Genomic DNA, 21,699 nt, shown 5'->3' with positions numbered 1-21,699 from the left:
ATGGAACCCTCAGTGGGAGGGTATATGCGCATGTCAGAAAAATATTCAACACCTGCTGCCTATTTATGGGGCATCATGACCACCATCGGTGGCGTTATAACAACGATTTTTGATTTTTTAACCCTTGACCAGTGGGTTGCGGTGATGGGTATCGGCTGCACGATAGGGACATTTTTAATCAACGTGTACTACCGCAAAAAGGAGTACAAACTCAAAGAGCGTCAGTATGAAGATACCGAAAAAAATATTGATGGCAACAGGCGGTAGCGCGTTGTTTCTGGCATCAAGCATGATAACGCATTTCGAAGGGTTGAGACTTAAGCCCTATTTTGACGGTGGCGGTGTGCTTTCTGTCTGTTATGGGCACACAGGTAACGATATTGAGCGTAACCGGACGTACACGCAAAAAGACTGCGATAAATGGCTTGATGACGATTTAAAAGCGGTAAAACGTTACGTTGACCCGCTGGTTAAGGTCAATATCAATGCGTTGACACAAGCCGCGATTTACTCATTTGCCTACAACGTGGGCGTGGGCAATTTCACTAAATCCACGTTACTCAAAAAGCTCAACGCTGATGACCGAAAAGGCGCTTGTGATGAAATGAGACGATGGGTTCATGTTGATGGTAGAAAATGGAAAGGATTAATGAACCGCAGGGAAATTGAGAGCGTAATATGTTATGGAGACCTGTCACACCCATCTTGATAATCATTGTTGGATTGATGATTTATCTCAGCGTTGTCTTATCAAACTACAAAAATCTGAAAACACAATACCACACGCTAAAACAGGAATATCACGCACAAATTGAAGCGGTGAAATTACAGCAGCAAAAAATCGATGCTTTGCACCAACTCGACATTCAACAGACTGAGAAACTCAATAATGCCAAAGCTGAAATTGCTAAGCTGCATGATGCTGTTCGCGCTGGCACTAAGCGGTTGCGCGTCAAAACCTTGCGTGAAACACCCCAAACCGCTACCACCGAGAGCCGATATGATGAAGCCACCCCACAACTTGGTGAGGAAGCTCGACAAGATTATTTCCGTCTCAGAGCGATGATAGTTGAGAACGAAAAGCAAACGGAATACTTACAGCAGTACATTAAATCACAGTGTCAATTCCATTAAAGGAAAAGCAATATGTTCAAACATGAATTAGGTCAGGTAGTTCAAGTTACTATCAGTGGTGAAGAAGGTCATATCAAAGGGCGGGCTGAATACGCCAATATGAATAATCAATATTATGTTCATTATCTTGCCGCTGATGGCCGTGGTGTTGATGGCTGGTTTGATGAAGGTGAGTTGTCGCCAGCGAAACCGGTATGACTGAACTGTAGCTATCAAGAAATTGAAGAAAAAGATTTCACGACAAAGCGGGTATTCATTTCCTGTCCTTAATTCAAAGTAACGACTTTTTTCCGCATCAAATAACCATAATGATCTCAATAATTATATTAACTTAGCAGGAGGACGACACCAATGGCGGCATTATCTCCAGAGGTTAAAGCCTTCATCGTGCAGTCGTTAGCGTGTTTCGATAGCCCAACTCAGGTGCTCAAACAGGTGAAACAGGAATTTGAATTAACGCTTACCGTACAACAGGTCTCTTCCTATGACCCCACAAAAGCGATTGGAAAAAGCCTTGGTCAAAAATGGGTTGATCTCTTTCACTTTACTCGAGAGCGATTCAAAAAAGAGATTAGCGATATTCCGATTGCCAATAAAGCGTATCGACTGCGGGTGTTAAACCGCATGGCGATTCGAACAGAGTCAATGGATAATTTTTTACTCACGGCGCAAATGATAGAGCAAGCAGCTAAAGAATGTGGTGACGCGTATACCAATAAACAGAAAATAGAACATTCAGGAACTTCACAGAGCCAGGTTGAATTAATCACCCATGACATGACCCCCGAACAGGCGGCAGAAGCCTATAAAAAATTGATGGGTTGAAGGGCTAAAATAGCTAACCTATTTTGTGCAAGAATAATATTTATATAAATATAATACATTAATTGTAATGGTCAACAAATTCTGTAGAAGATCTAAGCGGCATTTTTTAGTTCATGATATTTTTGATGTGGCGTTAAATAACCAATCGTTGAATGGCGTCGATAATAATTGTAAAACTGAATATAATTTTCAACTTCACAGACAACAGATTGATGATTCATAAACGATAAACGGTTAAGTCTTTCTGTCTTTAAACTCCTAAAAAATCTTTCCATCACGGCATTATCGAGGCAATTACCTCGCCGACTCATGCTTTGAGTTATTTTCCGTTCAAAGAGGTGCGCCCTAAACTCCTCCGATGAATATTGGCAACCTTGATCTGAATGGAACATCAAACTTGTCGTATCCGGTAATTGCCGTTCAATTGCGTTATCTAAGGCTTCTTTCACTAATTTCGAATCCGGTTTTGTTGATAAGGCATAACCAATAATTTCTTTGGTGGCTAAATCCAACACACAGGCTAAATAGCTCCACCCATAGTGATGTCTAATATACGTGATATCCCCGACATAATAGTGATTATGCTGTTCAGGGGAAAATTGTCGTTTAAGCAAATTAGGGGCATATCGATGTTCGTTACCCGATGAGTGATAGTAGTGCTTTTTCGTTGGTCTAATTGCAACTAATTGATTTAATTTCATGATGTTCGATATTTTATAAGTGCCAATTTGGTGCCCTAAACCCTTTAACTCGGCTTGAATACGTCTTTTGCCATAAATTTGACCCGATGTATAAAAAATACGTTTGATTTCGCCACACAGTCTTTCATTTTCAACTGTCGGTATTTTCGTTTCATAATAAAAACTACTGCTGCTTACTTCAAAAAGATGGCATAACTCAGTGACCGTAAAATTGGGGTACATGATTTTCAGTTGCTTCACGATTTTGAGTTTTGATTGTCGAGGATGAAGTAAGCCGCGGCTTTTTTTAATATGTCATTATCCCTCTGAGCACGCTTAAGTTGAACTTCTAATTCTTGTATGCGCTGTTGCTCGGGTGTTAACGCTTTTGATTTTACAGGCGTATTCCCATTTAACTCGGCAAGATATTGTTGCTTCCATCGTGATACGGCAGATTTACCCGCACCGGATATTTTTTCAACTTGGATATTGCTATATCCACCTTCAACCATGAGTTTTGCATATTCCAGTTTTTGCTTTCCGCTAAAGGTTACTTTTACTTTTCGGGTCATATTTATACCTATAAGATTTTGCTTAATTATAAGCTATAAATCTCTACAGTTTTATTAGACCACTACAAATATCAATATCTTATGTAAATTAAATTCCTGTTTTATATTTTTTATGTACGCAGTTATGTGCGATATATTTTTTTAACTCGCTTTTTTCTGGACAAATCTCTATGCCATTACCGTTCCCTTTTGACTTTAAAAAGCCGGATTATGTCCAGGTGTTTGAGTGGCGCGCTGAAAGATTAAAGCGTCTTCGTGATCAGCCGGAAAGTCTTAAACCGTTAACCCGATTTTATAAGGAAAATCCCGCGCAGTTTATTATTGACTGGGGTATGACCACAGACCCACGCAATATCGATTATGGGCTACCGGTCACGATCTGTAGTGGTCTAATAAAACTGTAGAGATTTATAGCTTATAATTAAGCAAAATCTTATAGGTATAAATATGACCCGAAAAGTAAAAGTAACCTTTAGCGGAAAGCAAAAACTGGAATATGCAAAACTCATGGTTGAAGGTGGATATAGCAATATCCAAGTTGAAAAAATATCCGGTGCGGGTAAATCTGCCGTATCACGATGGAAGCAACAATATCTTGCCGAGTTAAATGGGAATACGCCTGTAAAATCAAAAGCGTTAACACCCGAGCAACAGCGCATACAAGAATTAGAAGTTCAACTTAAGCGTGCTCAGAGGGATAATGACATATTAAAAAAAGCCGCGGCTTACTTCATCCTCGACAATCAAAACTCAAAATCGTGAAGCAACTGAAAATCATGTACCCCAATTTTACGGTCACTGAGTTATGCCATCTTTTTGAAGTAAGCAGCAGTAGTTTTTATTATGAAACGAAAATACCGACAGTTGAAAATGAAAGACTGTGTGGCGAAATCAAACGTATTTTTTATACATCGGGTCAAATTTATGGCAAAAGACGTATTCAAGCCGAGTTAAAGGGTTTAGGGCACCAAATTGGCACTTATAAAATATCGAACATCATGAAATTAAATCAATTAGTTGCAATTAGACCAACGAAAAAGCACTACTATCACTCATCGGGTAACGAACATCGATATGCCCCTAATTTGCTTAAACGACAATTTTCCCCTGAACAGCATAATCACTATTATGTCGGGGATATCACGTATATTAGACATCACTATGGGTGGAGCTATTTAGCCTGTGTGTTGGATTTAGCCACCAAAGAAATTATTGGTTATGCCTTATCAACAAAACCGGATTCGAAATTAGTGAAAGAAGCCTTAGATAACGCAATTGAACGGCAATTACCGGATACGACAAGTTTGATGTTCCATTCAGATCAAGGTTGCCAATATTCATCGGAGGAGTTTAGGGCGCACCTCTTTGAACGGAAAATAACTCAAAGCATGAGTCGGCGAGGTAATTGCCTCGATAATGCCGTGATGGAAAGATTTTTTAGGAGTTTAAAGACAGAAAGACTTAACCGTTTATCGTTTATCGTTTATGAATCATCAATCTGTTGTCTGTGAAGTTGAAAATTATATTCAGTTTTACAATTATTATCGACGCCATTCAACGATTGGTTATTTAACGCCACATCAAAAATATCATGAACTAAAAAATGCCGCTTAGATCTTCTACAGAATTTGTTGACCATTACAGTAAGGGACATCGTCAGTTTCAGGATTATAGCGCATGATCTGCATTTTCAGTTTTTTCATCTTAGCCATTAGCCTGCTCCTTATTTGCTTGCTCTTGTGCCGTTGCTTCACCACCATATACGCGTTTAGCTGGCGCTAATTTGGTAATTTTCACATCACGATAAGCTATATGCGGTGCGCCTTGTGAATTATAATAGGCAAGAGAATGTTTTAAGAAATTAGCATCATCACGATCAGTACAGTCTTCATCCAGACGCTGATGGGCACCACGAGATTCTTTGCGATAGAAAGCAGAGTGAGCCATGCATTCCGCTACATCAAGACTAAATCCTAATTCGATAGTATAGAGCAGAGCGGTATTAAAGACGCTGCTATGATCGGTAATTTCAATATGTTTAAAACGTTCTTTAAGTTCGGCTAATTTATTTATGGTTTTTTGCATTAATTCTGGTGTTCGATAGATACCACAACCTTCCTCCATTGCTATTCCCATTTCATCTCGGATGTTAGCCCAATTCTCTTTACCTTTTTGGTTGAATAGTTTGGTTAAATTGGTTTCAATTTCACGCACTTTTAATTCAATGGCATTTTTATTTGCTGGAGAGGCTTCAGTGGCGTATTTTGCTGCTTCTATGCCAGCTAATCGCCCAAAAACGACTAATTCTGCTAATGAGTTAGAACCTAGGCGGTTTGCACCATGTAAGCCAACCGATGAACATTCGCCCACAGCAAATAGACCTTTAATTGATGTTTCACATTTCTGATCCGTTTCAATACCCCCCATTGTATAGTGCGCGGTTGGGCGAACAGGGATAGGATCGGTAACGGGATCGACGCCGACATAAGCTTTGGCTAATTCACAAATAAAGGGCAGGCGCTCATGTAGTTTCTCTGCTCCCAGATGGCGTAAGTCAAGATGTACGACATCACCGCGAGATGATTTTATTGTGCGGCCTGCTCGCCACTCATGCCAAAAAGCTTGAGAAACCTTGTCTCGTGGACCTAATTCCATATATTTATTTTCTGGTTTACCGAGTGGGGTTTCAGGGCCTAAACCATAATCTTGCAGATAACGATAGCCATCTTTGTTGATGAGGATCCCGCCTTCGCCTCTACAGCCTTCAGTCATCAGTATTCCAGAGCCTGGCAAGCCAGTTGGATGGTATTGGACAAACTCCATATCACGTAATGGAATACCATGACGCAACGCAATACCCATGCCGTCACCGGTAACAATTCCACCGTTAGTATTATAACGGTAAACACGACCCGCGCCGCCGGTGGCCATAATAACGGCATTTGCGTTAATTTGAACATGTGTACCCTCCATCATATGAAGAGCGACTAGGCCATGTACGCGTCCTTCATCAACAAGAATGTCTAACACAAAATGTTCATCAAAGCGTTGGATTTGTGGGTATTTGAGTGAGGTTTGAAATAAAGTATGTAACATATGGAAGCCGGTTTTATCAGCAGCAAACCAAGTGCGCTCGATCTTCATTCCTCCAAAGCGACGAACGTTCACTGTACCATCTTTTTTACGACTCCATGGGCATCCCCATAATTCCAGTTGTGTCATTTCGGTTGGGCAATGTTTGACAAAATATTCAACCACATCTTGTTCACATAACCAATCTCCCCCTGAAACCGTATCATTAAAGTGATAATCATAAGTATCATGGGATTGAGCGATTGCAGCTGCGCCACCTTCTGCAGCAACTGTATGACTGCGCATGGGGTAGACTTTTGAAATTAAAGCAATTTTCAGATGGGGATGAGCTTCTGCAGCAGCAATTGCTGCCCTTAAACCCGCCCCGCCTGCTCCTATTATGGCTAAATCTGCATTAAAGGTTTGCACACTATGCTTCTCCATTACTATTTGAAATAAACTTCATGTTGTTATGGCATTGTTATCTAATTATGATTAATAATTAACAATAAATTATTATTAAGCAATTTATAACAAATTGTTACGGACAGAGATTTGATTCAGGTACTAGTTTTCTAGGATTTTGCTTATAAAAAGTGAGAGCTAATAGACTTGTTTTAAAAATTAGCTATTTTTGATCATAAAATGAGTATAATTAAGTTTATATGTTATCTTATTAAGTTAATGGATTTCGAATGGGTTTTTATTTTTTTATTGTTAAAGATTTTTAAATAAATTTTAAACAAGCATTAGTAGGCAGTTTTTGTTACTAACTTAATAAATAATATGAATTTTATTTAATGAAAATAGTATAATTATATGCTTATTTATTGATATATAACGTTATTTCTTTTTGGTATTTTTATAATTAATAAAATATATTCATTGATAATATTTTCATAAGCAATAAGGTAATTTTAGTCATATTTTATAATATTTTTGTGTTTATAAAATTATTATAAATGAATGTATTTTCAATAATAAAAATTTGTATTAATTCATTAAAATGATTATTTTTAGTTTTTTTATTAATTTTATAGCTGAAAATAACTTCTAAATTCTTTTAAGGTATTGATATTATTTGAATTTGTTTTTTATGGCTTGATGATTTTCAGTTGAAATATTTTCTTTGTTCAGCTAAATTGGAGATCATATAGAAAATAGTTATATTAACTTATAACTAATATTAATTATTTCTTTCAACTAATTAATATTTTCAGGTTCTCTTACTATTCAACTAAGGGTTAGTTTATTTTTTGTTAAAAAACCTAGTGATGAGATTAACGATATGAAACATTTGTTTATTTGTTTACAGGCGAGTAAACTAGCGCGCTTTATTCTTTTTTGGAGTTTTTACAATGAGTGAGGTCGTGAATTGGCAACCGAGCGCGTCTATCAATAACTTACTGAAAAGAGCCAAAATTATTGCTGAAATCAGGCGTTTTTTCATCGATCGAGGAGTAGTAGAAGTAGAGACGCCTATATTAAGCAAATTCACGGTAACAGATATTCATCTCTCGCCGTTTGAAACCCAATTTATAGCTCCGGTCATCGCTGATAGCACCAAACTGTATATGATAACGAGTCCAGAATATCATATGAAACGTTTGCTAGCGGCCGGCAGTGGGCCTATATATCAGATAATTAAAGCTTTTCGTAATGAAGAAGAGGGACGTTACCATAATCCAGAGTTTACTATGCTGGAATGGTATCGACCACATTATGATATGTACCGACTTATTGATGAAGTGGATGATTTGCTGCAACAGATTTTGGACTGCCAACCAACTGAGCGGATATCATATCAACAGGCCTTTCAGCGTTATCTAAATATTGATCCATTAGCACTGGAATCAGAAAGAAAACAATTACGTGATGCAGCAGTGAAATTGGGTTTAAATAACGCAGAAACTGAAGAAGACAAAGATGTATTGTTACAATTTTTGTTTACTATGGGAGTTGAACCTAATCTAGGTAAAGATAAACCCACTGTTATCTATCATTTCCCCGCTTCACAAGCAGCATTAGCCGAAATTAGTAAAGAAGATCACCGCGTCGCTGAGCGTTTTGAAGTTTATTTTAAGGGTATTGAGTTGGCTAATGGTTTTCGTGAGTTGACGGATGCACAAGAACAAAGAGAACGTTTTGAGCATGATAACCAAATTCGTGAAAAGATGGGTTTACCAGAGCAGCCCATTGATGAGTGTCTCCTTGCGGCATTAGATAAAGTCATCCCTGATTGTTCGGGCGTTGCTTTAGGCATTGATCGTTTAGTTATGTTGGCGTTGAATGCAGAAAAAATCAGTGATGTTATCTCTTTTTCTATCGAGCGGGCTTAATATTAGTAAGCTAAAAGTAATCAGCGGTAAATTATTACCGCTGAGTTTATTGGTGGTTGTTATTGATGTTGATGCTGTTTTTGCAAAAATTTTACCCCAAGATCAGGAAAATCGGTAAAGGCACCATCGACGTTAGCTTTGTTATAGATAATATCAAACAGTTGTTCGCCGTTTTTCACGTAATTTGGTAGCTTATCAATCCGAATGGTATAAGGATAAGGATGAACAACTAACTTATTTTTGTGTGCATCCTTAACCATTGTAGTCAGCTTTATTTTACCAGGCTTGGAGTTTTCACTAATAAGCATGTGATAATCTGGCCCTATCCCATCAGCATATTTAGCCACTTCTTTCATTGCACCTGGTTTAAACATCCAATCATAGCTATAATTAGTCCAGCTACCGTTAGGCTGCTCTTCATAAGTTTCATGCCAGTCAGTATAAGCAATTAATTGAACCAGTTTTAAATCCATACCTAATTTAGGGAAAAGCTTATTTTTAATACGTTTTAATTCATTAGCATCAAAACACTGGAGATAGACATTATCGTTTTTGTTGCTATAGCCATATTGCTTTAGTATTTCTAACACCCTAGTTGAAATATCTTTACCTTCCTGCTTGTGAAACCAAGGTGCTTTAATTTCAGGATAAATGCCTATGTTTTTGCCGGTTGATTTATTTAAACCTTGGACAAATTCAATTTCTTCTTGAAAAGTATGAATATGAAAGCTGGATTTTTCCATTGGGAAACGGTTAGGATAGGTTTGCACTTTTTTACCATCTTTCATTTCAAAGGCTTCAGTAAATTTAAGTGAACGAATTTCTGGTAAGGTAAAATCAATGGCATAAAAGCGACCATCTTTGCGAGCACGGCCTGGAAAGCGGTCAGCAACGTCTGTTACGCTATCAAGATAGTGATCATGTAACACAATCAGCTCATTATCTTTTGTCATTACCAAATCTTGCTCAAGAAAATCGGCACCTTGCGCATAAGCCATTGCTTTGGCGGGTAATGTATGTTCAGGCAAATAGCCACTTGCCCCGCGATAAGCAATAACAACTTTTGCATTAGATTGTGCAATTGTTGACATCGACATAACTAATAACATACTAGCAACCAAGGTATTTAATTTTATATTCATTAGTATAATTCTCTTTATTATGATCGGGGAAATCAGCGATAAAGTGAGTTCCCCTTTTGGCCGAGTTTATTAATTAAAGATAGTAGATCTATGACAAAAATTAGCTATGTTGCTCCATCATTTGGCGCTTATGTTTATTTTCACTTAGCATCACAATAAACAATAAAATAACAGAAAGAAAGCTACCGCCAATCATTACCATAAAGCCGCCATTCCAGCCGAAATAGTCAACGGTATAACCCACAATAGCACTTGCCGCTACTGAACCACCAAGATAGCCAAATAAACCGGTAAAACCAGCTGCAGTACCTGCGGCTTTTTTGGGAGCTAATTCAAGTGCATGTAAACCAATCAACATAACAGGGCCATAGATTAAGAATCCAATAATTAGCATACAAGCGATATCAATATGAGGATTCCCTGGAGGATTGAGCCAGAAGGCAATGGTTGCAATGGTGACTAATGCCATGAAGAATACGCCGGTGGCACCACGGTTTCCTTTGAAAACTTTATCTGACATCCAACCGCAAAGTAGTGTGCCGGGAATACCTGCATATTCATATAAGAAATAAGCCCATGACGATTTATCCATAGCAAAGTGTTTAACTTCACGTAAGTAAGTCGGTGACCAGTCAAGCACGCCGTAGCGTAGTAAGTAAACGAAAACGTTAGCAAAAGCGATCATCCAAAGCAGTTTATTAGGCAAAATATATTGCATAAAGATCTGTTTTGCGGTCAGCTCTTTTTCGTCTTTGTCGGTATAATCAGGGGGATAGTCATTTTTATATTCTTCAATCGGTGGTAAACCACATGATTGTGGTGTATCACGCATTAAAGCAAAAGCAATGATAGCGACTAAAATGGCGGCAAGAGCTGGCATGTATAGCGCTGCTTTCCAGTCGTGGAACCATGCCATACCTAATATAAATAATAAAGGCGGGATGCCGCCACCAACATTATGCGCGCAGTTCCAAATCGAAACGATACCACCACGTTCTTTTTGTGACCACCAGTGAACCATTGTGCGGCCACAGGGGGGCCATCCCATACCTTGAAACCAACCGCATAGGAAGAGTAAAACAAACATGATCATAATGCTTGAGGTTGCCCAAGGTACAAAGCCCATAATCAGCATCACTGAAGCGGATAAAATTAGCCCAGCAGGTAAAAATACTCTCGGATTTGAACGATCAGAGACTGAGCCCATAATAAATTTTGAGATACCATAAGCAATTGAGATACCTGATAGCGCAAAACCAAGATCACCTTTGGAAAAGCCTTGTTCAATTAAATAAGGCATTGCTAAGGCAAAATTCTTTCTAACTAGATAGTAAGCAGCATAACCAAAGAAAATACCGAAGAAAATTTGCCAACGTAGGCGGCGATAAAGTGGATCAATTTGATTTGCCGGAACTCTTTTGTCATGTGGTGCTGGCTTAAAAATACTTAACATAATTCCCCTCCGATAGCATTTAAATTATTGCTATCAAGTAATAAGCAATTGCTAAAACGAAAAATGTGAGACGTTATTATTCGGTCTTCTTTCTTAATCGCGCGCTAAGATAACTCATGTTAATGCATATGTCTGCATATGAATGCGAAAATGTTATAAATTTGTGCGTAAACAGACAAAATATATATCGGCGATAGAAATAATTTTTTAATTATTCAAGCATAAATGTGAACTTCGTCATAAATTTGTTAGTTCTGCTATCAAAAGTCACTATGAATGCTCGTTTTTGTTTCTTAATAAACATTGTTGATTAAAAATTGTTTATATTGTGATAGATGACCGCTTATTTAGTTGATATCAAATATCATATTAAAGTCTACAACTACCCTATAACGAAAATAATTGCTAAGTGTTCTGTGGTTTATACATTATTACACTGAGTGGATATCGTTATTCTCCACTCAATGGATGGTTTTATTGTTAAACAGATATTCAATTAGGCATATTTAGACTTGATTCAACTTAATTATTATCTGCTAGCTAGATAACAATTCTTTTCGTGTTGACCCTGGAAAAAGTAGCTTAAAATGAAGTTCAACATCAATCCATAAGCTGGAAGGAAAAATAGCATACAAATAAATAACTTAAAGCTATAATCGACTAAAGCAATTTCCACCCAGTTTGTCGCCATAAAAGGGTCAGTGCTGCGATAAAATGCAATGAAAAAGAAAGCAATCGTATCCAGTAGATTACCGAAAAACATTGCAGCCGTCGGCGCAATCCACCAACGACGATAATTACGTAATTTATTAAACACGAAAATATCCATAATTTGGCCCAAAACGTAAGCCATGAAGCTTGCTAGCGCAATACGGGCAACAAATAAATTAAATTCATTTAGGGTAATAAATCCTTGCCATTGTCCTTGGTAAAAAAGTGCCGATAGAATGTAGGAGATAGAAAGCGCCGGCAGCATAGCCGCAGCAATAATCCGTCGAGCGAGAGCAGCACCATAAATACGTACAGTTAGATCAGTTGTTAAGAAAATGAAAGGAAAAGTGAACGCTCCCCATGTGGTATGAAGGCCGAAAATGGTAATCGGCAGTTGTACCAGATAATTGCTAGAGGTAATTATCAAAATATGAAAAAAGGAAAGCCAGATGAGTGCCTTAATTCGCTGTTGTGGCGTTAATTCGAACATATTATACCTTTTTGATTAAATGGGGTGAGGGAACCCATGATAATGTCATTTACGCAGCGCATCATACTCCTGGGATAAGATAAAAGCAAAATGAATAATAAAGTTTTCTTATCTATTTTATTTAATAAATGGCAGGAGAATTTATTTGATTTGTAATATAATTCCAAGCTATTGAATAGGCTTTAAAACGAAATACCTATGCCAGATATTTTTACTAACCCAAATCGAACTCTTGATACACAAGGATTACGTTGTCCTGAACCAATTATGATGATAAGAAAAATGGTTCGTCAGATGGCTGAAGGTGATACATTATTAATTATTGCTGATGATCCGGCTACAATCCGTGATATTCCAGCCTTTTGTCGTTTTATGCAACATCAACTTTTAGCTGAAGAGACCCAGCAACCTCCTTACCGTTATTTGATCCGCAAAAAGTGAATTAATACTTAAAATGAAACGGTGTTAAAGAAAATAATATATTGAAAAAGAGAGGCTATTGAACCATGCCTCTCTTTTCTTCAATATATAAATAATATTTAATAAAATGTTTATTCTGTCTGATGCGCCTTCAATAAGCGGAGTGCATTTGCGGTCACTAATGCAGTGGCACCCGAATCCGCTAAAACAGCTATCCATAAGCCGGTTATGCCTAATAAACTAGTCACTAGGAAGATGGCTTTTAGTCCTAAGGCAATAGTAATGTTTTGACGAATATTGGCTCTGGTTGCTCGTGACAACATAATGATCTCAGCTAATCCAGTTAGCCGATTATGAGTTAATGCTGCATCAGCGGTTTCAAGCGCGACATCCGTTCCATTACCCATGGCTATACCGACGTTAGCCGCTTTCATTGCCGGAGCATCATTAATACCATCACCAACCATCAGTGTATGATCGGTTTTACTGAGGGTTATAATTGCATTGACTTTATCTTCAGGTAACAGTCCTGCCCGATAATCTAAACCAATTTTTTTGGCAATTGATTTAGCTGCCAGTGGGTTATCCCCCGTTAGCATGACGGTTTTAATACCAAGTTTTCCCAGCTTATTAACAGCATCAAACGCATCTGAGCGTAGTGTATCTTGCATCGCAATAATGCCAAGTAGCTTATTATCAACTAAGATCACCACCACGGTTTTACCTTGCTTTTCAAGTTTTTTTACCGTTTGTTGCCATTTTAGAGTTAATATGTCGTCAGAGATTTTATTCGGTGCTGCTACTAGAATATGTTTACCTGCCAAATAACCCTCCACCCCAATACCGGCCAATGCTTTATGATTTTGGGCGGGTTCAATATTAATTTCTAGTGCTTGAGCTTTGGCCAAAATCGCTTTTGCTAAAGGATGATGTGAACCGTTTTCGACTGAAGCGCTAAATTGCAAGAGTGTTTCCTGGGCCACGGTTTCAGCCGTTATGATGTCAGTAACTTGCGGTTTTCCTTCGGTAAGTGTACCTGTCTTATCTAAGGCTACTTGGGTGACTGAACTTAATTGCTCTAAAGCTGCGCCCCCTTTAATCAGTGCTCCTCGACGGGTCGCTGCGGCTAGGGCAGAAGTAATTGCCGCTGGCGTAGAGATCACCAAGGCGCAAGGGCAGCCAATTAACAGCAAAGTTAGACCACGATAGAGCCATATATCCCAAAGTTGAGCAAAAAATAGCGGTGGAATAATAATAACCAATATAGCGATTAACATAATAATGGGCGTGTAAATTTGGCTAAAACGATCAATAAATCGTTCAATCGGTGCGCGGCGCTCTTCAGCCTCCTCGATTAATATCATAATCCGATCGATGGCATTTTGACCCTGTTCGGACACGACTTTCATTTGTATAGCGCGATCGATAGAAAGTGCGCCTGCAAGTACTTTTTCGCCTTTTTTTCGTTCAACAGGCATCGATTCACCCGTTAGTGCGCTTTCATCAAAACTGGCAAATTCATTCAGTAATTCGGCATCAGTTGGTAAACGGCCACCGGGAGCGATTTCAATGATATTGCCTGGTTGTAGTGTTGAGACAGGAACAATGGTCTTGACACCATTTTTAATTAGCGCCGCTTGTTCAGGGATCAAGGCCATTAAACTACTGATGCCTCGGCGTGCGCGTCCAGCGGCATATGATTCTAATCTTTCCCCTAACATAAATAACAACAGCACCATCGCGGCTTCTTCGCTGGCATTAATGAATAATGCGCCTATTGCTGCAACACTCATTAGTGTTTCTATCGCAAAAAAAGTACCTGAGCGTATCAACTGTATTGCTCTAACTGTAATCGGATAGAGTCCGTATAGTGTGGTGAGAATAAAAGCAATTTGTCCTATTTTTGCATCAATGAAAGAAATTCCCCAACTGATGAGCATTAAAAATAGTAAAATAATGATAGGCTTAGATTCACTAAATGGATTATTTTGTCTATTTTTTACTACTGATTCGGCGGTGTTCAGGCTATATAATTTGAAGCCAGTCTGTTGCACCGCTTTGATAACATCATCACGAACATCTTCATCCGCATCGACAATTAATTTTTCGGTTGTAAATAGCACTTTTACGTGTTTGACATGCTTGACCTTACCAACGGCTATTTCAATTTTACGCGCGCAGCTTGCACAGTCCATACCCCCTACAATCCAATGAAAACGCTGCTTTCCTCTTGAACTAAAGGTATTATTCTCTTCAGATATAAGTGAATGTTCACTTACGCAGTTATGTTTTTTGCTATTATTGCATACAGATGGATCAATAAGATTAGCGCTACTCTTGGCGGGATGATGCTCTTCATCATCTGTATTTTTTGCCGATAGCGCTACAGTTTTTTTGTTATGTTTGTGACCACTAACTTTCTTTTTATCGCTACAGCGACCACTAATTGTGCAACATTGTGCAGTATGTTTATGTTGTTTATGGGTATGTGCACACATAGTATCCCCTTTTAATGCACTCAATCTAAAATTTCGTTTCTGTGATCTACTTTACACTTTAGAGTTAACTCTAAAGTCAAACATAAAAAGAGGGGATTTTTGATAAAAAATGCTATTTAACGGAAAAATTGTTGTCAATCAAACTTATAAGTAAAGCGAGCGTACAATTAAAAACTGACCAATAAAATAGCAAGCGGTAATTGTCGCTTTAGATGCTTTAAAGGGATAACGAAAATTGGCGATCAGCCAGATACTGTTGGCAAGAAAAAGTAAAAATGCACCTATCATAATGGAGAAATTATGTTCTCTTGCTAGACCAAAATATTGTTCACCTGCTATCCATGCCATAATAAATGACATTGCTAGTAGAAAAAAAACAGGTGCACGTAATGACCCAACCGGTGTCCAAATTATAATTAATACAATGACACTAAGGATCAGCAAGATAGCCAGTAGTGGCAAGTAGAAAGAGAAGTTCATTTGCAGGGCAAAACTAATGGTATAAAGCAGAAAGCTGAGAGATAACAAGAAAATAGCGGGTAATAAACGTTCACTAGAAAGCATTTGCCAGCCATCAGCCATCAGCATCACGAATAGCCCCGCCATGATCAGGTAGCCGGAAGCATCAGTAATATCGGCACTCCAGGCCCAAAATACTAGCAGTAATAACGTAACTGGCCGAAACAACCAGCATTGCCATTGTGGACCGCGATAGGCAGCATCAATATAGAGCCAACCAGAAAATAACACAGCAAGAAATGGCCAACTAATCATTGTTTCCCCACTAGCTAAAAAGATTAATTAGAAATTATTGATCCTATTAGAGGATAGACAATAATAATTACATCAATGATAAAAGCTTTGAAAATATTGTGAATAAATCAGTTATATTCGTTATTACCATTATTATCATTATTATGCTAGCGACGAAACGTTTTTTTGATCAACGTCGACAAAATGTAATTAATGACAATTCGCCGATTTTCAGTTATCCAGTTGAGGTCATTGATAAGAAAGATTATCCCTATCCTAATATGCGTTCTCGTCAACGAGAGGTTGTTACCCCTGAAACTTTCCGTTATGAAATTTATTTTCAGCGACTATCAACTAGTGATGTGATAAAGATTTTTGTTAAAGAGCAAAGGGAATACAATGCGATCAAAAAGGGAGATAGAGGTACACTTTATATGCAGGGAACAGAATTTGTTCGCTTTGAAGTTAAAGCCAATGCAAAATAACTAATTTTATCAGCTGATAATGCACGGCTCTTGTAATCACTTCTGGTTTATTGTTGCAATTTATCCGTTTTTTGTCTTTTCTGCCAGGCTAAGAGTTCAAAAACGCCGAATATAAAAATTTTTATTTGCAGCCAACGAGGATGTTTTTCTGTTTTTGCAAAAGCGGCTTGCAAAAAAATGGCTTGCATAGCATGCATAAAAATCATTGCCACATCGATAAAATATTTTAATGGTTTAGGGAACGGATGGATTAAATTAAAAATCATGAATCCCCAAACAAAAACCATTAATAATTTTCCAGCATTTATTAACATGATATTTTCCAATTAATCATTGATAGCGAATATAAAGACAGTAAGCGACTTGTCCTGCAACTTTTTTACGATGAAGCTGCCAATTTTTAGGTAACATGGCTAAATTAGCCTCTGTTTCTGCCTCAACATAAATCCAACAGTTTTCGGTTAACCAACCATTTTGTTCTAATAGCAAGGCTGTTTTTTGCAATAGTTCTTTACGAAAAGGCGGATCAAGAAAAATGACATCATAGGCTGTGCCTGCCTGTGCCAGATAGTTCAATGCATCGCTATTAATCACTTGTGCATTTTTTGCCTCTAATTTAGCTAGATTGGTCGCAAGTTGTGTTGCGACAGGGCGCTCTAATTCAATTAAGGTAGCGGAAGCGGCATTGCGAGAAAGTGCTTCAATAGCTAAAGCGCCACTACCTGCAAAACAATCAAGGCAGCGAGCCTCTTGAATAACAGGTATTAACCAATTAAATAAAGTTTCTCTGATTCTATCTGTTGTGGGGCGTAAGCCCTCACTATCAAAAACAGGTAGTTTTCGTCCCCGCCATTTCCCGCCAATGATACGAATTTGGCCACGTGATGCAGATTGTATTTTTCTTGCCATAATTTACATAGTTTAGTCATTACAGTTTGTTAATATAGGTGATAATAATACCAATGTTTATCGACAGTATGTACAACATGAAAATTATCGCTAATTTAACATGAAATAGGTGTCAGATATGTGTTGCAATCAAATCAAATGATACACTGCCAACATATTTTATTATTTACATTAGTAACACCACATTTTTACCGCTAGGAGTGTAATGGCAGATGGCTAAAAAGAGAAAAAAAAGTTTTTTTTCCTGGCTAGGGTTAGGATCTGAAAATGAAGTGCAACAAAAAGAGACAGAGCAACAACCTGAATCAAGAGTACAAGACAATGCGGAAGGGTTGACGGATGTCATAGAGACATCACAGCAATCGGAAAAAGCAGAAAAGGTGCCGTCTCAATCAGCGGAAAAAGAAAATAGTCAATATCAAACAGTCGACGTAAAAGCCGCAGAAATTGTTACACTTAGTGAACAGACAGTCACTGTGCAAGAAATAGATGAACAGAAAAAAACACCGCCGATACAACAGCAAAAAAAACCGGCAAAAGAGAATTTTTTTTCACGGTTAAGGCGGGGTTTATTAAAAACGCGGCAGAATATGGGCATCGGTTTTGTTAGTTTTTTTCGCGGTAAAAAAATTGATGATGATTTATTCGATGAATTGGAAGAACAACTTTTAATCGCTGATGTGGGTCTAGAAACAACACGCAAGATTATAGATAGTTTAACTAATCATGCTAATCGTAAAGAGTTGAATGATGCTGCGATGCTTTACAGCAAATTGCGCGAAGAAATGGCCAATATCTTATCTGGTGTTGAGAAGCCCTTGGTTATAGAAAATAAACTACCTTATGTAATATTGATGGTTGGGGTTAATGGGGTGGGTAAAACCACTACAATCGGTAAGTTAGCCCGTCAATATCAGGCAGAAGGTAAATCGGTAATGTTAGCGGCTGGAGATACATTTAGGGCAGCGGCGGTTGAACAATTGCAAGTTTGGGGAGAGCGTAACAATATCCCAGTTGTTGCTCAGCAGACTGGCGCCGATCCTGCATCAGTTATTTTTGATGCCATTCAATCGGCGAAAGCGAAAGGGATTGACATATTGATTGCAGATACTGCCGGACGATTGCAAAACAAAACGCATTTGATGGAAGAGCTGAAAAAAATTGTCAGAGTTATGCAAAAACTTGATCAACACGCACCTCATGAAGTGATGCTAACGTTAGATGCGAGTACTGGTCAAAATGCAATTAATCAGGCTAAAATTTTTCATGAGGCAGTTGGTTTAACCGGTATTATTTTAACTAAACTTGATGGTACAGCTAAAGGTGGCGTAATTTTTGCTATTGCTGATCAGTTTAAGATCCCAATACGTTATATCGGGATTGGTGAAGGGATTGATGATCTCCGGCCATTTGTAGCTCATGATTTCATCGAGGCGCTTTTTGTCCGAGAGGATTAATATCAATGATTCGCTTTGAACATGTTAGTAAAGCTTATCGTGGTGGTAAGCAAGCACTCCAGGGTGTTGATTTTCATCTTCATCCTGGAGAAATGGCATTTCTTACCGGTCATTCGGGGGCGGGGAAAAGTACCTTATTAAAGTTAATTTGTGGTATTGAACGCCCCAGTACTGGCCATATTTGGTTTGGTGGTCACCACATTAGTCGGTTAAAAAAAAGGGAAGTTCCTTTTTTACGTCGACAGATAGGCATGATTTTTCAAGATCACCATTTGTTATTTGATAGAAACGTTTACGACAATGTTTCTATGCCGCTAATTATTGCCGGTGCCAGCTCTGAGGATATTCGTCGTCGGGTTTCCGCTGCACTAGATAAAGTGGGATTACTTAATAGAGCGAAAAGTTATCCAATTCAATTATCAGGTGGGGAACAGCAACGGATAGGTATAGCTCGTGCAATCGTTAATAAGCCTAGTGTATTGTTAGCAGATGAACCAACGGGTAATTTGGATGATGAATTATCTGAAGGTATCATGCGATTGTTTGAAGAATTCAATCGCGTTGGTGTAACAGTTTTAGTTGCCACTCATGATCTTGAGCTTATTGCGCGTCGTCATTATGCTATTTTGACATTAAACGAAGGAAGAATGATAGGAGGTCAGAATGGCTAAAAAACCTATCCATAAAACAGCCAAAGCCAAGGCATTAAAAGGAGGGTGGCGAGAGCAATGGCGCTATGCTTGGCTAAATACATTAGCAGATATGTTACGTCAGCCTTTGGCTACGTTTTTAACGGTGGCTGTTATTGCGATCTCAATAACGTTGCCCAGTCTTTGTTATATTGTTTGGAAAAATGTTTCACAAGCAGCGCAACAATGGTACCCCACACCCCAATTAACCGTTTATTTGGATAAATCTTTGGATGAAAAAGGTGCTGAACAGACAGTCGCTGGGCTTAGGCAATTAGACGGTGTTAAAAGTGTGAATTATTTGTCACGGGAAGAAGCCATGATTGAGTTTCGCAACTGGTCAGGATTTAGCACAGCATTAGACCTATTGGAAGAAAATCCTTTACCCGCAGTAGCAATTATCACGCCTAAAATTGATTTTCAAAATTCACAATCATTGATAAACCTGCGTAATAAAGTAGGTCAGTTAGCTGGAATTGAAGATGTTCGCATGGACGATAGTTGGTTTACCCGTTTAGCCGCATTAACGGGGCTGATAGGACAGATTGCATTGGTGATTGGTATTTTAATGATTATGGCGGTGTTTTTAGTGATAGGCAATAGCATAAGATTAAATATTTTTGCCCGTAGGGATACAATTAATGTCATGAAGTTGATTGGAGCGACAGATGGTTTCATTATGCGTCCTTTTTTAAATGGTGGTATTATACTGGGATTTTTGGGTGCTTTACTCTCATTAATACTTTCTGCATTATTGGTATGGCAACTAACCGATATCGTTACACAAGTAGCGGGTGTGTTTGGTACAACATTTCATATACAAGGGCTTTTATGGGATGAAGTGCTATTAATTATCCTGGTTGCCGCGATGATTGGCTGGTTAGCAGCTTGGCTTGCTACTGCTCAACACTTAAGCCGTTTCACGCCAGAGTGATCATTTTCAGCAGAAAAAGTGATTGGATAATCAATATTGAACTTTTATGCTGTCATTATGTCGAAGTTAAAAGTTCAATGTAATTTAAGTCAAGGCAATTTTCTTCGATACCAAGCAGTGGTAAACTACTCGATATCAGATTAATCGCTGAGCAATGGAATTCTGCTCAAATATAAAATTTTTATTTAGAACTAACTCTTAGTTTATTGAATTCAAAGAGGATATCAATGACCAAAGATATGCAATCATTAGCATTAATTCCACAAGGTAGCATTGAAGCTTATGTGCGATCAGCTAATGCTTATCCGATGCTAACAGCAGAGGAAGAACAAGAATATGCAAAGCGGCTGCATTATCATGGTGATTTAAATGCGGCTAAACAGCTTATACTTTCTCATTTACGTTTTGTTATTCATATCGCGCGTAATTATTCAGGTTATGGATTGCCACAAGCGGATCTCATCCAAGAAGGTAATATTGGCCTAATGAAGGCTGTTCGCCGTTTTAATCCTGAAGTTGGCGTACGTTTAGTTTCATTTGCCGTCCATTGGATCAAAGCTGAAATTCATGAATATGTATTGCGTAATTGGCGGATAGTTAAAGTTGCAACCACCAAAGCTCAACGTAAACTTTTTTTCAATTTGCGTAAGAATAAGAAACGTATCGGTTGGTTTAATCAAAATGAAGTTGATATGGTTGCCAAGGAGCTAGGTGTAACCAGCAAGGATGTTCGTGAGATGGAATCGCGAATGGCAGCACAAGATATGGCATTCGACATGAATGACGATGATGATAGTGGTGAAAATACGACTATTGCACCGGTTTTATATCTACAGGATAAATCTTCTGATTTTGCCGATAGCATTGAGGAAGATAATTGGGAAAACCATGCTACTGATAAATTGACGCAAGCACTGTCCACCTTGGATGAGCGTAGTCAGGATATCATTCGTGCGCGCTGGCTTGATGATGAGAATAAAACCACTTTACAGGATTTAGCCGATAAATATAGTGTATCTGCTGAACGTGTTCGACAATTAGAAAAAAATGCCATGAAAAAACTGCGCTTAGTGATGGAGGCTTAGGATAAGCCACGCTAGCATGATATAAAAATCTAGCTGAAATTTGGCCGATTT

Annotated in this window: 21 protein-coding genes and 2 pseudogenes; 14 read left to right on the top strand and 9 right to left on the bottom strand. The window is 38.3% G+C overall.

From position 1 onward, the window contains the following. The first annotated feature begins 24 nt into the window (after positions 1 to 24). From ArsFIN_RS18535 to ArsFIN_RS18515, 5 genes are all read left to right on the top strand, one after another. Positions 25 to 267 (top strand): phage holin family protein, encoded by a 243-nt coding sequence (locus ArsFIN_RS18535; protein WP_135677432.1) that lies wholly within the window; start codon positions 25 to 27, stop codon positions 265 to 267. After that, positions 227 to 709, top strand: a complete 483-nt coding sequence (locus ArsFIN_RS18530) for a lysozyme (RefSeq protein WP_135678075.1) — start codon at positions 227 to 229, stop codon at positions 707 to 709. The genes ArsFIN_RS18535 and ArsFIN_RS18530 overlap by 41 nt, the downstream gene beginning before the upstream one ends. Continuing rightward, entirely contained in the window at positions 679 to 1,134 is a 456-nt protein-coding gene (locus tag ArsFIN_RS18525) for a lysis protein (RefSeq protein WP_135678069.1), read from the top strand. The genes ArsFIN_RS18530 and ArsFIN_RS18525 overlap by 31 nt, the downstream gene beginning before the upstream one ends. A gap of 12 nt (positions 1,135 to 1,146) precedes the next feature. Continuing rightward, on the top strand, positions 1,147 to 1,332 hold the full coding sequence (locus ArsFIN_RS18520) for a hypothetical protein (protein ID WP_026824178.1): 186 nt from the start codon (positions 1,147 to 1,149) through the stop codon (positions 1,330 to 1,332). A gap of 153 nt (positions 1,333 to 1,485) precedes the next feature. Then, a complete protein-coding gene (locus ArsFIN_RS18515; protein ID WP_026824179.1) occupies positions 1,486 to 1,959 on the top strand; it encodes a DUF2280 domain-containing protein in 474 nt (157 codons plus the stop codon). Positions 1,960 to 2,051: 92 nt separating this feature from the next. On the opposite strand, the gene ArsFIN_RS18510 is transcribed toward ArsFIN_RS18515, so the two are convergent. Further along, positions 2,052 to 3,211 (bottom strand): IS3 family transposase gene (locus ArsFIN_RS18510; RefSeq protein WP_135677411.1). Its coding sequence is split into 2 segments (ribosomal slippage): positions 2,052 to 2,932 and positions 2,932 to 3,211, totalling 1,161 coding nucleotides; the frame shifts between segments, so codons are not numbered across the junction. Between the two features lie 170 nt (positions 3,212 to 3,381). On the opposite strand from ArsFIN_RS18510, the pseudogene ArsFIN_RS18505 reads away from it, so the two are divergent. Beyond that, positions 3,382 to 3,591 (top strand): annotated as a pseudogene (locus tag ArsFIN_RS18505) (TerL protein); the annotation flags it as partial. 67 nt (positions 3,592 to 3,658) lie between these two features. Next, a pseudogene (locus ArsFIN_RS18500) lies at positions 3,659 to 4,825 on the top strand (IS3 family transposase). A 90-nt stretch (positions 4,826 to 4,915) separates the two neighbouring features. Here ArsFIN_RS18500 and frdA read toward each other — a convergent pair. Continuing rightward, a complete protein-coding gene (frdA, locus tag ArsFIN_RS18495; protein ID WP_026821322.1) occupies positions 4,916 to 6,712 on the bottom strand; it encodes a fumarate reductase (quinol) flavoprotein subunit in 1,797 nt (598 codons plus the stop codon). A 929-nt stretch (positions 6,713 to 7,641) separates the two neighbouring features. On the opposite strand from frdA, the gene epmA reads away from it, so the two are divergent. Then, on the top strand, positions 7,642 to 8,622 hold the full coding sequence (gene epmA, locus ArsFIN_RS18490) for an elongation factor P--(R)-beta-lysine ligase (RefSeq protein WP_026821323.1): 981 nt from the start codon (positions 7,642 to 7,644) through the stop codon (positions 8,620 to 8,622). Between the two features lie 59 nt (positions 8,623 to 8,681). On the opposite strand, the gene glpQ is transcribed toward epmA, so the two are convergent. From glpQ to ArsFIN_RS18475, 3 genes are all read right to left on the bottom strand, one after another. Continuing rightward, positions 8,682 to 9,764 (bottom strand): glycerophosphodiester phosphodiesterase, encoded by a 1,083-nt coding sequence (glpQ, locus tag ArsFIN_RS18485; protein ID WP_026821324.1) that lies wholly within the window; start codon positions 9,762 to 9,764, stop codon positions 8,682 to 8,684. A gap of 100 nt (positions 9,765 to 9,864) precedes the next feature. Further along, on the bottom strand, positions 9,865 to 11,217 hold the full coding sequence (gene glpT, locus ArsFIN_RS18480; protein ID WP_026821325.1) for a glycerol-3-phosphate transporter: 1,353 nt from the start codon (positions 11,215 to 11,217) through the stop codon (positions 9,865 to 9,867). Positions 11,218 to 11,746: 529 nt separating this feature from the next. Beyond that, on the bottom strand, positions 11,747 to 12,418 hold the full coding sequence (locus ArsFIN_RS18475; protein WP_026821326.1) for a 7-cyano-7-deazaguanine/7-aminomethyl-7-deazaguanine transporter: 672 nt from the start codon (positions 12,416 to 12,418) through the stop codon (positions 11,747 to 11,749). A 198-nt stretch (positions 12,419 to 12,616) separates the two neighbouring features. Between ArsFIN_RS18475 and tusA the strand changes: the two genes are divergently transcribed. Continuing rightward, complete coding sequence (gene tusA / locus ArsFIN_RS18470) at positions 12,617 to 12,859, top strand: sulfurtransferase TusA (protein ID WP_026821327.1); 243 nt, start codon at positions 12,617 to 12,619, stop codon at positions 12,857 to 12,859. A 110-nt stretch (positions 12,860 to 12,969) separates the two neighbouring features. Here the strand turns inward: tusA and ArsFIN_RS18465 are convergent, their stop codons facing one another. Together ArsFIN_RS18465 and ArsFIN_RS18460 are read right to left on the bottom strand one after the other, a co-directional pair. Next, positions 12,970 to 15,336, bottom strand: a complete 2,367-nt coding sequence (locus tag ArsFIN_RS18465; protein WP_026821328.1) for a zinc/cadmium/mercury/lead-transporting ATPase — start codon at positions 15,334 to 15,336, stop codon at positions 12,970 to 12,972. Positions 15,337 to 15,480: 144 nt separating this feature from the next. Continuing rightward, on the bottom strand, positions 15,481 to 16,110 hold the full coding sequence (locus tag ArsFIN_RS18460; protein ID WP_034249106.1) for a lysoplasmalogenase: 630 nt from the start codon (positions 16,108 to 16,110) through the stop codon (positions 15,481 to 15,483). Positions 16,111 to 16,208: 98 nt separating this feature from the next. On the opposite strand from ArsFIN_RS18460, the gene ArsFIN_RS18455 reads away from it, so the two are divergent. Continuing rightward, positions 16,209 to 16,574, top strand: coding sequence for a DUF2500 domain-containing protein (locus ArsFIN_RS18455; RefSeq protein ID WP_026821330.1), 366 nt, complete (start codon positions 16,209 to 16,211; stop codon positions 16,572 to 16,574). A gap of 47 nt (positions 16,575 to 16,621) precedes the next feature. Here ArsFIN_RS18455 and ArsFIN_RS18450 read toward each other — a convergent pair whose 3' ends face one another. Next, positions 16,622 to 16,888 carry a DUF1145 domain-containing protein gene (locus ArsFIN_RS18450; protein WP_026821331.1) on the bottom strand — a complete coding sequence of 89 codons (267 nt, stop codon included), beginning with the start codon at positions 16,886 to 16,888 and terminating at the stop codon, positions 16,622 to 16,624. A gap of 16 nt (positions 16,889 to 16,904) precedes the next feature. Beyond that, a complete protein-coding gene (gene rsmD, locus ArsFIN_RS18445; protein ID WP_026821332.1) occupies positions 16,905 to 17,483 on the bottom strand; it encodes a 16S rRNA (guanine(966)-N(2))-methyltransferase in 579 nt (192 codons plus the stop codon). A 212-nt stretch (positions 17,484 to 17,695) separates the two neighbouring features. Between rsmD and ftsY the strand changes: the two genes are divergently transcribed. The 4 genes from ftsY (at position 17,696) to rpoH (ending at position 21,648) form a co-directional block, all read left to right on the top strand. After that, positions 17,696 to 18,940, top strand: coding sequence for a signal recognition particle-docking protein FtsY (ftsY, locus tag ArsFIN_RS18440; protein ID WP_026821333.1), 1,245 nt, complete (start codon positions 17,696 to 17,698; stop codon positions 18,938 to 18,940). A gap of 5 nt (positions 18,941 to 18,945) precedes the next feature. Continuing rightward, on the top strand, positions 18,946 to 19,611 hold the full coding sequence (gene ftsE, locus ArsFIN_RS18435; RefSeq protein ID WP_026821334.1) for a cell division ATP-binding protein FtsE: 666 nt from the start codon (positions 18,946 to 18,948) through the stop codon (positions 19,609 to 19,611). Further along, positions 19,604 to 20,563: a permease-like cell division protein FtsX gene (gene ftsX, locus ArsFIN_RS18430; RefSeq protein ID WP_026821335.1), complete on the top strand. Its 960-nt coding sequence runs from the start codon at positions 19,604 to 19,606 to the stop codon at positions 20,561 to 20,563. The genes ftsE and ftsX overlap by 8 nt, the downstream gene beginning before the upstream one ends. Before the next feature lie 227 nt (positions 20,564 to 20,790). Beyond that, complete coding sequence (gene rpoH, locus ArsFIN_RS18425; protein ID WP_026821336.1) at positions 20,791 to 21,648, top strand: RNA polymerase sigma factor RpoH; 858 nt, start codon at positions 20,791 to 20,793, stop codon at positions 21,646 to 21,648. The last annotated feature ends 51 nt before the right edge of the window (positions 21,649 to 21,699 follow it).

The sequence above is a fragment of the Arsenophonus nasoniae genome, from assembly GCF_004768525.1.
GTDB lineage: Bacteria > Pseudomonadota > Gammaproteobacteria > Enterobacterales > Enterobacteriaceae > Arsenophonus > Arsenophonus nasoniae.
This window is presented reverse-complemented; position numbering and strand designations above follow the sequence as displayed.